Consider the following 13,018-nt stretch of genomic DNA (forward strand, 5'->3'; position numbering starts at 1 on the left):
TTAGGATTCCATTCTTCAATCATTCTGTTAATCGCAACAAGGTTAGCTCAAGAACGCTATAATAGAGAGGTTTTTTCACTCTCCCTGCTTTGAGAAATACCAGTTATTTTACAAGCTTCAGTGAAGGTTTGCCGCGGTTTATTTTATCCGGATCAGTAGAAGGGGGAGGTGGTGGCGGAGGTGCTTCTTCCTCATATGGAAATTCCATGCCGCGACCGTTTTCTTTGGCGTAAATTGCTATAACCGAATAGGGGGTTAAAAATATTTGTGTAGCTATACCTGAAAAACGCGCTGTAAAAAGAATCCGATCATTTTCCAAATGAAGACCACGACAAGCTTGAGGGGAAATATTAAGCACAATTTTCCCCCCATTTACATATTCCTGCGGAACTTGGACCCCAGGAGCCTCAGCATTAACTAAGAGATAGGGAGTCAATGCATTATCAACTATCCAATCATAGATTGCTCTTATTAGATACGGCTTATTCGAGGTCATCGTACTCATTAGGCAGCCCTTAGTTGTCTTTCAACATCCGATAAGCTAGCTTGGAAAGAATCACGCTTAAATACACGTTGCATGTAGGCATGGATGCCTTTGTTATTTGCGGGTATTTCAATTCCCAAACAAGGTAAACGCCATAATAACGGGGCTAAAGCGCAATCTAATAATGAAAACTCATCACTTAAGAAATAAGGTTTGTCGGCAAATACTGGCTCCAAGCTTAATAAGCTATCGAGTAATAATTGTCTTGCATTCTCTACATCATGGCCAACTTGAATATGTTGCATTAATGAATACCAATCTTGCTCAATGCGGAACATCATTTTTCTTGTTTCGGCGCGTGCCACGGGGTAAACAGGTAATAAGGGAGGATGAGGAAAACGCTCATCTAAATACTCCATGATGATACGCGCTTCATATAAGACTAAATCGCGATCAATCAAAGTAGGCACAGTTCCGTATGGGTTAACATTTAATAAGTCTTTGGAGGCTTCACCTTGTTTTGCATGAATTATTTCAACATTTACCCCTTTTTCTGCTAAAACGATACGTACTTGATGACTGTAAGCATTATCATTATCTGAAAATAAAGACATAATTGTACGTTTAGCAATAATAGCCATTCACAGCTCCTCTTTATAATATTTTGTGCAAAGGCCAGTATTTTACCATATTTTAATCCATCTTGCTGAAATTTAGATAAAAATGTTATAAAGCAAGGCGCGCATCGTAAAATATTAATTAACCCCCTTCTCCAGCTTGTTAGCAGCAAGCGACTAAAATACGAAAGATAACCGGCAGAAAGAAACTAATGAATTTTCCGCCAATATATTTTTTTAAGTCGATAAGCTAAAAAAGATAATATCAACAAAAAAACTATCACCCCTACACCAATTCGGTAACGAACCATTTGCGCAGGCTCACTAACGTAGACTAAAAAAGTCACTAAATCTTGAATTGTGCTATCAAATTGTTGCTGGGTCATGGAACCTTTTTGAATTAACAACAACCGCGTATTCTCTAGCAGAGCTAACTGGTTTTCAGGATGTACCGCAATAACCTCCCCTTGCAAAGGAGATAATACATTAGGCATAGCCACATCAGGTATTAAAAGGTTATTGGTGCCAAATGGACGTTTTGGATCCAGGTAAAAACTTTTTAAATAAGTATAAAGCCAAGATGCTCCTCTCGCTCTTGCTTCCAAAGATAAATCTGGAGGTAACTTACCAAACCATTCTCTTGCATCTACTTCAGGCATACTAATCCGAATAGGGTCATGCACTTTGGCTCGGGTAAAAATTAAATTATTTATTAATAAATCATTGTCTACGCTTCCATCAAAAGTCGTAAGTCCTAAATCCCTTGCCATCGCGTTATAGCGCATATATTTAAGTGAATGGCATCCTGAGCAGTAATTCATGTAAATTTTAGCGCCTCTTTGCAAACGCGCCTGATTATTTACATCAATATCAACATGGGCCAATGGGGGGTTATTCTCATCCGCAAAAAGCGGCAGGCTACAAAGAAAAGCGAAAATAAAAAATATATTTAAAATCTTTTTTTTCACACTGGTATCCTTTCCGGAACAGGCCTGGTTTGTTCAAAACGCGTATACAACGGCATCAATATAAAAAATGCAAAATATATTACTGTACAAATACGGGCCAAATTTTGTTTCATTGGCGTAATAATGACTGTTCCCAAATATCCTAAAAGAATAAAACATATTACAAAAATAATAAGAGCTGTTTTCGATAAATAACCCTTATAACGAATAGAACGAACGGGGCTGCGATCGAGCCAAGGTACAAAAAATAAAATAATTATTCCACTTAGCATGACAATAACCCCAAATAATTTATCAGGTATTGCTCGCAACATGGCATAGTAGGGCGTCATATACCAAACAGGCGCGATATGTTCAGGTGTGGTTAAAGGGTCGGCAGGAACAAAATTTGCATGTTCCAAGAAATACCCCCCTACTTCAGGAAAGAAAAATACCACACTAAAAAACAGTATTAAAAATACTGTTACTCCAAAAAAATCTTTCACTGTGTAATAAGGATGAAACGGTATTCCATCCATGGGATGTCCTTGTTCGTTCACCACCTTTTTGATGTCTATTCCTTCGGGATTATTCGATCCCACTTTATGTAAGGCAACAATGTGTAAAAACACTAATAATAAAAATAAAAGAGGTACACCAATAACGTGTAAAGCAAAAAATCGTTGTAAGGTAGCGTTAGCAATAGTGAAATCACCTCGTAACCATGTCATCAGGCTTTTCCCTACAAATGGTATAGCGCCAAAGAGGGAAGTTATCACTTGCGCACCCCAATACGACATTTGTCCCCATGGGAGTAAATACCCAAAAAAAGCTTCTGCTAACAGTAGCACAAATAAAAAGACGCCTATTATCCAAACGAGCTCTCGCGGCTTCTGATAAGAGCCATATAAGAGCCCGCGGAACATGTGTATATATACGACAATAAAAAAGGCGGAAGCGCCAGTAGAATGCAGATAGCGTAATAGCCAGCCATAATTTACATCTCGCATAATATATTCAACAGAGTTAAATGCCTCTGCAGAGGAGGGGGTATAAAACATAGTGAGCCAGAGGCCAGTAATAATTTGATTAAACAAAACTAAAATCGCTAGCGAACCAAAAAAATAATAAATATTAAAGTTTTTTGGCGCATAATATTCGCTAATATGGCTTTTCCAAGTACTAACTAAGGGAAAGCGATCATCTATCCATTTAACAAATGTATTCATCAGGCTTCCTTTTCATCTTCTCCAATAATGATTTCATGATCACTAATGAATCGATAAGGCGGTACTTCTAAATTTATAGGAGCAGGCACACTTTTATAAACCCTCCCGGCTAGGTCAAACATGGAGCCATGACACGGGCAATAAAATCCACCTGGCCAATCAGGGCCAAGCTCTTTTTCAAAAGGTTTATATTTGGGAGAACATCCTAAATGCGTACATATTCCGATAAGGACTAAATATTCTGGCTTTAAAGAGCGGTATTTATTTTTAGCGTACTCCGGTTGCTGTTCGACCAGCGAATCAGGGTCACGAAGCTGGTCATTATGACCTGCTAAATTTTTAAGCATTTCTTCCGTGCGTCGTACAATCCAAACCGGTCTGCCACGCCACTCCACAGTGATTTGTTGGCCAGGTTCAAGTTTACTAAGATCTACTTGTACCGGAGCTCCCGCCGCTTGCGCTTTCGCGCTGGGGGACCAAGAAGAAACAAAAGGCGTCAATGCGCAGAGTGCGCCTACACCACCCACAACAGAAGTAGTTTTCAACAAGAACCGCCGGCGTTCCTCGTCAATAATTTCTTCGGTATTTTCGGGTGGGGAGTTTAGCGGTTCCTTCACTATCCAATCTTCCTGACACAAAATGAAATTTATTTATATCAGAGATTTAGAGGTTTGGGAATGGGAATATGGGTTGGCGCCAAAGGCCACTATTCGTTATTTTTTTAAGATCGTTCATTGAGCCTGCGGCGCCAATCTACATAATTTGTCGATTACAAAAGAAAAAACCACCCGAAGGTGGTTTTTTATAGTGATTAATTTTAACGTTTTGAGTATTGGGTTGCCCGGCGTGCTTTGTGTAAACCCACTTTCTTTCTTTCTACTCGACGAGAATCACGAGTAAGTAAGTTACGAGCGCGTAATTTTCTTCGGTAAGAAGTAGGGCTTGGCTCTTCACCTTCCGGAAGGTCGCACTCATCGTATGAAACTAACGCTCTTGCAATACCTAGACGAATCGCACCAGCTTGACCGGAAATACCGCCACCAGTTACTGTTGCATAAATATCAAATTTATTTAAAACGTCTACAGTTTCAAGAGGCTGTCTAATAATCATACCAGCAGTTTCACGACCAAAATAATCTTCTAATGCACGATTATTAATTTTGATTTCACCCTTACCAGGACGTAAAAATACTCTTGCGGTTGAACTTTTTCTTCGGCCAGTGCCATAGTATTGCTGCATTTCAGCCATTTAGTTAATCCTCAATCTCAAGTTGCTTAGGTTGTTGCGCAGCATGTGGATGTTCTGTACCAGTGTAAATTTTAAGCTTACGGTACATTTCACGGCCTAAAGGATTCTTAGGAAGCATACCTTTCACTGCACGTTCAATAATTTGGGCAGGATTCTTCTTTTGTAATTTATCAAAAGAAATTTCCTTAATACCACCAGGGAAGCCGGTATGATGATAATACATTTTTTCTTTAAACTTGCGGCCGGTAACGGTTACTTTCTCCGCATTCGTTATAATAATGTAATCACCTGTATCAACATGTGGTGTATATTCTGCTTTATGTTTGCCACGCAAACGACGGGCAACTTCTGTAGCAAGGCGACCTAATGTTTTGTCGCTGGCATCTATCAAATACCAGTCTCTTTTGACTTCATGTGCCTTGGCGCTAAATGTTTTCATTAAACTAACTCCGTACCGCCTTTAATTGGTAATCTTTTCTTGGACGGGCGATTTTAAACTAAAAGTGGGTATATCTACAAGTGTTAATGGTAAAAAATGTTGGTTAAAAATCTTTTAACCAGAAATTACTAAATGCTCCACCATTTTGCCATTTAATAAATAGTTTTCAATAATTTCGTCAATATCAGAAAAGAACTATAAGTATACCAAAGGCCTTCAGGGTAAATAACAATACAGGGTCCTTCTGCGCAACGACCTAAACAACCAGACTTACTCACCCTTATTTTACCTGGACCATGTAAGCCGAGCTCTACCAATCTGCTTTTTATGTAACTAAAAAATGGTTCTCCGCCACTATTTGCACAGCATTTCTTACCAGGCGCTTTTTGGTTGGTACAAATAAACAGATGTTTTTCGTAGTGTGTAATAACTTATTTACTCCTACTCTCTATTTTGGTTTTTAATTTTAAACCTGGCTTAAAGGTTACAACCCTTCTTGCGGCAACAGGAATTTCCTGACCTGTTTTCGGATTTCTCCCCGGCCTGGTAGGCTTATCACGTAAAGTAAAATTCCCAAAGCCAGAGAGCTTTACATGCTTTCCATTTTCAAGCGCGTTTCTAATTTCTTCGAAAAATTCTTCAACTAATATTTTTGCATCGGGTTTACTTAGCGCGACATTAGAACATAAGGTATCAGCTATTAGTGCTTTACTCAGAGCATTCACGATTAATCCCTCAATATTATGCCAAACTCATCTTCCAGTTTTTTTATTATAGCACTGATTATGGGATTGATCTCAGTGTCCACTAAAGTTCGATTCTCGCTTTGTAATATTAATGCAAGTGCGATACTTTTTTTATCTTCAGGAATAGATGCGCCTTTATAAACATCAAAAACATGAATATCCTTTAACCAATCATTGCTCACTACGGAATAAATAGCTTTTTCAATAGCAGCCACACTCACTGTATTATCCAAAATAAAGGACAAATCTCTTCTTATGAGTGGATATTTAGAAATAGTTTTATAACGCCCTCGCTTCTTGCTCAATAACGATTCGACTTTTAATTCAAATAAGATGACTTCACCGCTAATATCCAAAGCATCTGCCAGTCGGGGATGGATAACGCCCAACAGACCAACGCTCTCCCCATTGATTATAACTTTTGCCGTTTGTCCTGGGTGAAGAGCAGGATGAGTGCCTTCCTCGAAACCTACATCTTCAAGATGGATGCTTTTAAATAAAGCTTCCATATCCCCTTTTAAATCATAAAAATCAAATTTACGACTGATTTCATTCCAACTAAATTGGCCATATTCACCCATAATAAGTCCAGCAACACTCGCTTCTTCAATCAGATTTTTGTCTTTTATGGTAAATGTAACACCTGACTCAAATAGCTTAATTGAAGTTTGTTGCCTATGGATATTGTGCATCAATGACGCAATGAGTCCCGGCCATAAACCCAAACGCATTTGGGATAGCTCTTGCGATATTGGATTTAATAAGGGTAAAGCGTGTTGCTCAGGGTAAATTTCTTCTTGCAATTGCGGGTCAACAAAACTGTAGCTAATCGTTTCCAAGTAGCCACGATTTTTAAAAAACTGACCTATTTTAAGAAGTACATTTTCTAATGGATTAATTTTACCAACTTTTGCTGCAGTAATCATAGGCTGCGGCATAATTTGATCATAACCGTACAAACGAATTATTTCCTCTACCAAATCAACTTCTTGCGCAACATCAAAACGATGAGTCGGCACAGAAACTAGCCAAACAGAGTCACGTTGAGCTATTTCAAAACCCAGTTTCTCTAAATAATTCCTCATTAAGGTTTCAGTAACTTCTACGCCAGTTAATTGTTGAACTCTTTGTGGATTAAAATGGATCGATTTATTTCCTGGTAAATACTGGCTTTCAAAAGTATGGGTAACGGGTCCCACATCTCCTCCCACAATTTCTACTAACAACTGCGTGGCTCTTTCTAAAGCTATCATTTGAATTGCAGGGTCCACACCTCTTTCAAAACGCTGGGAAGAATCAGTTGATAATCCATATTTTCTGGCAACGCCAGCAATCGCGGTGGGGATGAAAAAAGCACTTTCTAAAAATATATCCTTGGTATTTTCACTTACGGCACTCTGCAACCCACCCATTACTCCCGCTATAGCCAATGGTTTAATTTCATCAGCGATGATCGCTGTATTCTCTATTAAGTCAACTTGTTGCCCATCTAATAACTCCAGAGATTCTTGTTGTTTGCAAAGCCGAACTTTTATATCTCCCTCAATAGCCGCCAAATCAAATGCGTGCATAGGCTGGCCCAGCTCTAACATTACGTAATTGGTGACGTCAACCACTGGATGTATGCTGCGAATCCCGCCTCTACGCAAACGCTCACGCAACCACAAAGGGGTCTCTGCCCCTGCATTAATTCCACTGATAATACGGCCACAATATTGGGGACATAGTTGGTAATCTAATTGCACATTTTTATAGTTGTCATGCGTCGGTTGATTTTTACTTTGTGGCAATTCTTTTAATAACGTATTATTTAAAGCGGCCACTTCTCTAGCAATTCCCCGGATGCTAAAACAATCCGCACGGTTTGGTGTTAAATCGATTTCAAATACATGATCATCTAAAGAGAGATAATCCCGTAAATCTTTTCCTATAGGAGCATCTTGCGCAAGCTCCATAATACCTTCAGAACTTTCTTCTAATCCAAGCTCAGTTACGGAACAAAGCATCCCTTGTGAAAGTTGGCCTCGCAGCATAGTTTCTTTTATATGCATATCGCCAGGTAAATGGGCTCCTGGTAGTGCCAAAGCCACGACTAAATTACTCCGTACATTCGAAGCCCCACAAACCACTTTATAAATTTGGCCATTACCGGCATCTACTTCACATAGGGTTAACTTATTAGCTTCAGGATGCGGAACCGTTTTTAACACTTTGGCCACAACTACATTGGTAAAAGGACCAGCAACAGGATTGAAACTATCAACTTCCAACCCCGCCATGGTTAGCTGCTCAGCAAGTTTTTGTCCTTTAACGGGTGAATCTACCCATTCGTATAACCATGATTCACTGACTTTCATTGAAATACCTCAAAAAGATCTTGTTTTTAAAATTGCTTCAAAAATGTAATATCATTTTCAAAAAGCATTCTTAAATCATCTATACCAAAATAAAGCATGGCTAAGCGATCAATCCCCATACCAAAAGCCCACCCTTGATATTCCTGAGGAGAAATATTTACCGCCGAAAGAACATTAGGATGAACCATGCCACAACCAAGAACCTCTAGCCAGCCAGTATATTTGCAAGACCGGCATCCCTTTCCAGAACATTGCGTACACTCAATATCTACTTCTGCAGACGGCTCGGTAAATGGAAAATAGGAAGGTCTAAAACGAATAGCTAATGAACGGCCAAAAAACTCAGCAAAAAAATCTTGCAACAATCCTTTTAACCCGGCAAGTGTGGCTTGCTTATCAATAAAGAGACCTTCCACTTGATGAAACATAGGAGTATGGGTTAAATCAGAATCGCAGCGATAAACCCGACCCGGTGCAATCAGTCGTAACGGCGGTTCGCAATCTTCCATTACTCTAATTTGTACAGGAGACGTATGCGTGCGGAGCAAACGCCCATCGCCGAAGTAAAAGGTATCATGCATAGCCCGGGCAGGATGGTGCGAGGGAATATTAAGCGCTTCAAAATTATAAAAATCCGTTTCCACTTCGGGCCCTTCTACAATATCAAAACCAAGGCGAGTGAAAAATGAATTAATTTGATTTTTTACTTGGGTAACAGGATGAAGAGCCCCTGCATAATTGTTACGTCCTGCCAAAGTGACATCAATTTTTTCTTCAGCCAATTTTTTCTGCAATTGAAGTTCTTTTAACTCCAACATTTTTTTATCAATACGTTCGCTGACTTCTCTTTTGGCTTGATTAACTAATTGACCCGCTTTCGGTTTCTCCGCAGCGGGAAGTGATGCTAAACCTTTTAAAATTTCAGTCAATTTTCCCTTTTTACCGAGAAAATCCACGCGTATATTTTCTAAGGTATTGATTTCTTGCGCTTTATCAATTTCGGCAAAAGCTAATTTTTGTAATTCGTTAATATCTTGCATGATAGAACCTGGGGCTAGCAAATAAATTTAATTAAAAAAGGAGGCATATAGCCTCCCTTATAATGCTTGTCTATAAATTATGATGCAAGTGCTGATTTAGCCAACTCAGCTACAGCAGCGAAACCAACCTTATCGTGTACGGCCATATCAGCTAATACTTTACGATCCAGTTCTATTTGTGCTTTTTTCAAACCATCTATTAAACGGCTATAGGAGAGACCACACTCACGCGCTTGCGCATTAATACGAGTGATCCATAAAGCACGGAATTGACGCTTTTTCTGTCTACGGTCACGGTAAGCATATTGGCCTGCTTTGATGACCGCTTGTTTGGCTACGCGATAAACACGACTGCGTGCACCGTAATAACCTTTGGCTTGTTTTAAAACTTTTTTATGACGTGCTTTTGCCGTCACACCACGTTTAACTCTTGGCATTTCTCATTCTCCCCTTAACTACCGTGCAACATACGTTCTGCTAAGCGCGCATCACATGCTTTTAATGTGTTGCACTCAACTCGCAAAGAACGTTTCTGCTTTGTGGATTTTTTGGTGAGAATATGATTTCTATAAGCACCACGACGCTTAATAGCACCACTCGCCGTTTTACGGAAGCGCTTGTGGGCACCCCGATGGGATTTTAATTTTGGCATAACAATATACTCCGCATTTGCTATATCATCTGATAATAAAAATCAGACTACAATTGGCTACTTCGTTTTCTTCGGCGATAAAACCATCATGAGTTGGCGTCCTTCGCGTTTCGCTTGTTGCTCTATTACTGCAAATTCTGCAGTATCTGCTTGCAAACGCTCCAGGATCTTCATCCCCAACTCTTGGTGAGCCACTTCACGACCGCGAAATCGCAATGTGATTTTAACTTTATCCCCATGATTTAGGAAACGTACCAGGTTGCGTAGCTTGACCTGATAATCCCCATCTTCCGTCGTTGGACGGAATTTTAACTCTTTGACTTGGATTTGCTTCTGCTTTTTTCGAGCTTCAGCTTGCTTCTTGCTAATTTCAAAGAGATACTTACCATAATCCATTATACGACATACTGGTGGTTTGGCAGTTGGAGAAATTTCCACTAGATCAAGACCACTTTCTTCGGCAGCACGTAATGCTTCTCGGGTTGACATTATCCCAGCCTGATTGCCATCTACATCAATTAAACGTACTTCTGGTACATTAATTTGTTCGTTAATTCGCGCTCGATCACTCTCACGCTTTGTTGATGCACTAATGGTAAATCCTCCAGCTAGTTATATACGTTTTTTTGCTGCCACTTCTTTTAATAGGAAGTCACAAACAGTATCAATTGTCATTACACCCAAGTCAGTACCTTCGCGAGAACGCACAGTTACCTGGTTATTCTCAACTTCTTTATCTCCAATAATTAGCAGATAAGGTACTTTTTGCAAAGTGTGCTCGCGGATTTTAAAGCCTATCTTCTCATTTCTCAAGTCAAAATTCGCTCTAATGCCATTATTTTGTAAAAAAGTGAGGATTTTTTGACCAAATTCGTTTTGCTTCTCACTAATAGTGAGCACAGAAACTTGCATAGGGGCTAGCCATAAAGGGAAATTACCCGCAAAATGCTCAATCAAAATCCCCATGAATCTTTCAAAAGTTCCAATAATTGCTCTGTGTAACATAACCGGAACTTGTCGGCTTCCATCTTCCGCCACATATTGGGCACCCAGTAAATCGGGCATAGAAAAATCCACCTGGATAGTACCGCATTGCCAGATTCTACCGATGCTATCTGACAAAGAGCATTCAATCTTGGGACCATAGAAAGCACCTTCGCCTGGCGCGTCAATCCAAGTAATATTTTTATCGCTCATTGCCTGTCTTAAAGCGTTTTCAGCCTTGTTCCAGACCTCTTCAGAGCCCACTCTTTTTTCTGGGCGCAGGGCTAAACGATATATAATATCGGTAAAGCCAAAGTCCGAATACACGGATTGAACTAACTGCAACAAACTGGCTACTTCACTTTGAATTTGGTCTTCTGTACAAAAAATGTGAGCATCGTCTTGTACGAAATTCCTAACCCGCATTAATCCGTGTAAGGAGCCAGAAGGTTCACAACGGTGGCAATTGCCAAACTCTGCAAAACGTAGGGGCAAATCTCTATAACTCTTTAATCCTTGATTAAAAATTTGCACATGACAGGGGCAGTTCATGGGCTTTACAGCATAAAAGCGATTCTCGGTTTCTGTAAAAAACATATTATCGCGGAAATTTTCCCAATGCCCTGACTTTTCCCACAAAACACGATCCACTAATTGAGGAGTTTTAATTTCCTGGTAACCAAAATCTTTTAAGCGATTACGTATATATTGTTCCAATATCTGATAAATGGTCCAGCCTTTAGGATGCCAAAAAACCATGCCCGGAGCGATTTCCTGGAAATGAAATAATTCCAAGGCTTTCCCAATTTTACGGTGATCCCGTTTCTCAGCCTCTTCTAGACGTTGCAAATAGTCAGTTAAAGATTTTTTATCCGCCCAGGCAGTTCCATATATACGTTGTAACATTTCATTTTTGGAATCCCCTTTCCAGTAAGCACCAGCTAACTTGGTTAATTTAAAGGCTTTTAAAAATCCGGTAGAAGGGACATGGGGCCCACGGCATAAATCTTCAAAATCACCTTGTTTATAAAGTGATAAGGTTTCATTAGCAGGAATTTCTTCAATAATCCTGGCTTTATAATTTTCGCCCAAGCTTTTAAAATATGCTATCGCTTCATCACGAGGCAACGTGCGTCTTGACACAGGTAAATCCGCTTTTGCCAATTCTTTCATTTTTTCTTCAATCCGTTCCAAATCTTCTGGAGTGAATGATCGTTCAAATGAAAAATCGTAGTAAAAGCCATCTTCAATAACAGGGCCGATAGTAACTTGCGCGCTAGGGAACAATAGCTTGACAGCTTGCGCTAACAAATGCGCAGTAGAATGGCGAATCACCTCTAAACTTTCATTGTTTTTCTCAGTGAGAATGATCAATGAGCTATCTTTGGTAATTTCATAACCCACATCCACTAATTTGTCATCAACGCGAGCAGCAATGGCTGCTTTAGCTAAACTGGGGCTGATAGAGTAAGCAACTTCCCTCACTGTTAAGGGATTTTCAAAATGTTTACTGCTTCCATCAGGCAATTTAATATTTGGCATCTTGTTCTCTCTTCAATTCCCAAGTGAGATGAATTTAAAACCTGTCTTCCGAGTAAAAAAAAACCCTGATAGCAGGGTTAACTGGTAGGCACGAGTGGGATCGAACCACCGACCACCACCATGTCAAGGTGGTGCTCTACCACTGAGCTACGTGCCTATTATTCGTTCTAAAATAATAGCCGGTTATTATATACTCAAGATACTTCAAAATGCTAGGTTTTAAAGTATCTTGAGTATACAAGTCTTAATTAAAATTCAAAGGGGTTGCATAAGCGGTTCTTTACAAGCCATCTTTACGTCAAGTTAATTACACTTTGTATAGATGCTTTAGCTTTATTTATTTCTGTTAAGAAATTTTGCAAATGGCTTTTTTGACTGTTAGCTGATAAATCGGTGGCTTCAGCCAGTTTTTGGAGTTTACCTTGAATTTCTATATGTAAGCCTTCTAATTTCTGATTTAAAGCATGAATACTAGTAAAAAAATCTTCCTCTTCAATTTCAAGAAAAGAAGATAAGTCATTAGAATACATAACCCACCTTGATTATTGAAAAAATTTCATTTTACGCAGGATATAGTAAAAAAACCATTCATTTATTATAAAGCACATACACAGGGAACGACTAAAAGATTTTAATGAATGGTTGCCACGACAAAGCTGCTCTACCATTTAATTACTTTATCTTTATAATAACTGCCTTATAATTAGTGTACACTAATTATAATTAAAACAA

15 protein-coding genes, 1 tRNA gene and 1 pseudogene are annotated in these 13,018 nt (G+C 39.3%); all 17 read right to left on the bottom strand.

Features of this window, described 5'->3' with window-relative positions:
- Positions 1 to 103: 103 nt before the first annotated feature.
- The 17 genes and pseudogenes from EL206_RS07670 to EL206_RS07750 all read right to left on the bottom strand — a co-directional run bounded on the left by EL206_RS07670 (position 104) and on the right by EL206_RS07750 (position 12,816).
- Positions 104 to 496, bottom strand: coding sequence for a ClpXP protease specificity-enhancing factor (locus EL206_RS07670; protein WP_084758888.1), 393 nt, complete (start codon positions 494 to 496; stop codon positions 104 to 106).
- An 8-nt stretch (positions 497 to 504) separates the two neighbouring features.
- Positions 505 to 1,125 (bottom strand): stringent starvation protein SspA, encoded by a 621-nt coding sequence (gene sspA, locus EL206_RS07675; RefSeq protein ID WP_058462887.1) that lies wholly within the window; start codon positions 1,123 to 1,125, stop codon positions 505 to 507.
- 185 nt (positions 1,126 to 1,310) lie between these two features.
- Entirely contained in the window at positions 1,311 to 2,069 is a 759-nt protein-coding gene (locus EL206_RS07680) for a cytochrome c1 (protein WP_058462888.1), read from the bottom strand.
- Complete coding sequence (locus tag EL206_RS07685) at positions 2,066 to 3,277, bottom strand: cytochrome b (RefSeq protein ID WP_058462889.1); 1,212 nt, start codon at positions 3,275 to 3,277, stop codon at positions 2,066 to 2,068. The genes EL206_RS07680 and EL206_RS07685 overlap by 4 nt, the downstream gene beginning before the upstream one ends.
- Entirely contained in the window at positions 3,277 to 3,897 is a 621-nt protein-coding gene (gene petA / locus EL206_RS07690) for a ubiquinol-cytochrome c reductase iron-sulfur subunit (protein ID WP_058463234.1), read from the bottom strand. Before petA ends, EL206_RS07685 begins: the two co-directional genes overlap by 1 nt.
- Positions 3,898 to 4,094: 197 nt before the next feature.
- Entirely contained in the window at positions 4,095 to 4,526 is a 432-nt protein-coding gene (gene rpsI / locus EL206_RS07695) for a 30S ribosomal protein S9 (RefSeq protein WP_058462890.1), read from the bottom strand.
- A 4-nt stretch (positions 4,527 to 4,530) separates the two neighbouring features.
- Positions 4,531 to 4,965, bottom strand: coding sequence for a 50S ribosomal protein L13 (rplM, locus tag EL206_RS07700; RefSeq protein ID WP_058462891.1), 435 nt, complete (start codon positions 4,963 to 4,965; stop codon positions 4,531 to 4,533).
- A 114-nt stretch (positions 4,966 to 5,079) separates the two neighbouring features.
- Positions 5,080 to 5,393: pseudogene (locus EL206_RS10105) on the bottom strand ((2Fe-2S) ferredoxin domain-containing protein).
- Positions 5,394 to 5,396: 3 nt separating this feature from the next.
- Entirely contained in the window at positions 5,397 to 5,690 is a 294-nt protein-coding gene (locus tag EL206_RS07710) for an integration host factor subunit alpha (protein ID WP_058462892.1), read from the bottom strand.
- Between the two features lie 2 nt (positions 5,691 to 5,692).
- The gene (pheT, locus tag EL206_RS07715) at positions 5,693 to 8,068 is read right to left on the bottom strand and encodes a phenylalanine--tRNA ligase subunit beta (protein WP_058462893.1); all 2,376 of its coding nucleotides are present in this window, start codon (positions 8,066 to 8,068) and stop codon (positions 5,693 to 5,695) included.
- 26 nt (positions 8,069 to 8,094) lie between these two features.
- Positions 8,095 to 9,108 carry a phenylalanine--tRNA ligase subunit alpha gene (pheS, locus tag EL206_RS07720; RefSeq protein WP_058462894.1) on the bottom strand — a complete coding sequence of 338 codons (1,014 nt, stop codon included), beginning with the start codon at positions 9,106 to 9,108 and terminating at the stop codon, positions 8,095 to 8,097.
- Positions 9,109 to 9,185: 77 nt separating this feature from the next.
- Complete coding sequence (gene rplT, locus EL206_RS07725; protein ID WP_058462895.1) at positions 9,186 to 9,545, bottom strand: 50S ribosomal protein L20; 360 nt, start codon at positions 9,543 to 9,545, stop codon at positions 9,186 to 9,188.
- Between the two features lie 14 nt (positions 9,546 to 9,559).
- Complete coding sequence (rpmI, locus tag EL206_RS07730; RefSeq protein WP_058462896.1) at positions 9,560 to 9,760, bottom strand: 50S ribosomal protein L35; 201 nt, start codon at positions 9,758 to 9,760, stop codon at positions 9,560 to 9,562.
- Between the two features lie 57 nt (positions 9,761 to 9,817).
- Positions 9,818 to 10,354, bottom strand: coding sequence for a translation initiation factor IF-3 (gene infC, locus EL206_RS07735; RefSeq protein ID WP_058462897.1), 537 nt, complete (start codon positions 10,352 to 10,354; stop codon positions 9,818 to 9,820).
- 18 nt (positions 10,355 to 10,372) lie between these two features.
- Positions 10,373 to 12,286 (bottom strand): threonine--tRNA ligase, encoded by a 1,914-nt coding sequence (thrS, locus tag EL206_RS07740; RefSeq protein WP_058462898.1) that lies wholly within the window; start codon positions 12,284 to 12,286, stop codon positions 10,373 to 10,375.
- 82 nt (positions 12,287 to 12,368) lie between these two features.
- A tRNA-Val gene (locus EL206_RS07745) sits at positions 12,369 to 12,443 on the bottom strand.
- Between the two features lie 136 nt (positions 12,444 to 12,579).
- The gene (locus EL206_RS07750; RefSeq protein ID WP_058462899.1) at positions 12,580 to 12,816 is read right to left on the bottom strand and encodes a hypothetical protein; all 237 of its coding nucleotides are present in this window, start codon (positions 12,814 to 12,816) and stop codon (positions 12,580 to 12,582) included.
- Between the last annotated feature and the right edge of the window lie 202 nt (positions 12,817 to 13,018).

Source organism: Legionella adelaidensis (assembly GCF_900637865.1).
Classification (GTDB): Bacteria; Pseudomonadota; Gammaproteobacteria; order Legionellales; family Legionellaceae; genus Legionella_A; species Legionella_A adelaidensis.

Coding starts and splice junctions, on each gene's coding strand:
- EL206_RS07750 (WP_058462899.1), bottom strand. CDS start 12,816: ATGTATTCTAATGACTTATCTTCTTTTCTTGAAATTGAAGAGGAAGAT.
- rpmI (WP_058462896.1), bottom strand. CDS start 9,760: ATGCCAAAATTAAAATCCCATCGGGGTGCCCACAAGCGCTTCCGTAAA.
- EL206_RS07670 (WP_084758888.1), bottom strand. CDS start 496: ATGACCTCGAATAAGCCGTATCTAATAAGAGCAATCTATGATTGGATA.
- thrS (WP_058462898.1), bottom strand. CDS start 12,286: ATGCCAAATATTAAATTGCCTGATGGAAGCAGTAAACATTTTGAAAAT.
- rplT (WP_058462895.1), bottom strand. CDS start 9,545: ATGCCAAGAGTTAAACGTGGTGTGACGGCAAAAGCACGTCATAAAAAA.
- pheT (WP_058462893.1), bottom strand. CDS start 8,068: ATGAAAGTCAGTGAATCATGGTTATACGAATGGGTAGATTCACCCGTT.
- sspA (WP_058462887.1), bottom strand. CDS start 1,125: ATGGCTATTATTGCTAAACGTACAATTATGTCTTTATTTTCAGATAAT.
- EL206_RS07685 (WP_058462889.1), bottom strand. CDS start 3,277: ATGAATACATTTGTTAAATGGATAGATGATCGCTTTCCCTTAGTTAGT.
- rpsI (WP_058462890.1), bottom strand. CDS start 4,526: ATGGCTGAAATGCAGCAATACTATGGCACTGGCCGAAGAAAAAGTTCA.
- pheS (WP_058462894.1), bottom strand. CDS start 9,108: ATGCAAGATATTAACGAATTACAAAAATTAGCTTTTGCCGAAATTGAT.
- rplM (WP_058462891.1), bottom strand. CDS start 4,965: ATGAAAACATTTAGCGCCAAGGCACATGAAGTCAAAAGAGACTGGTAT.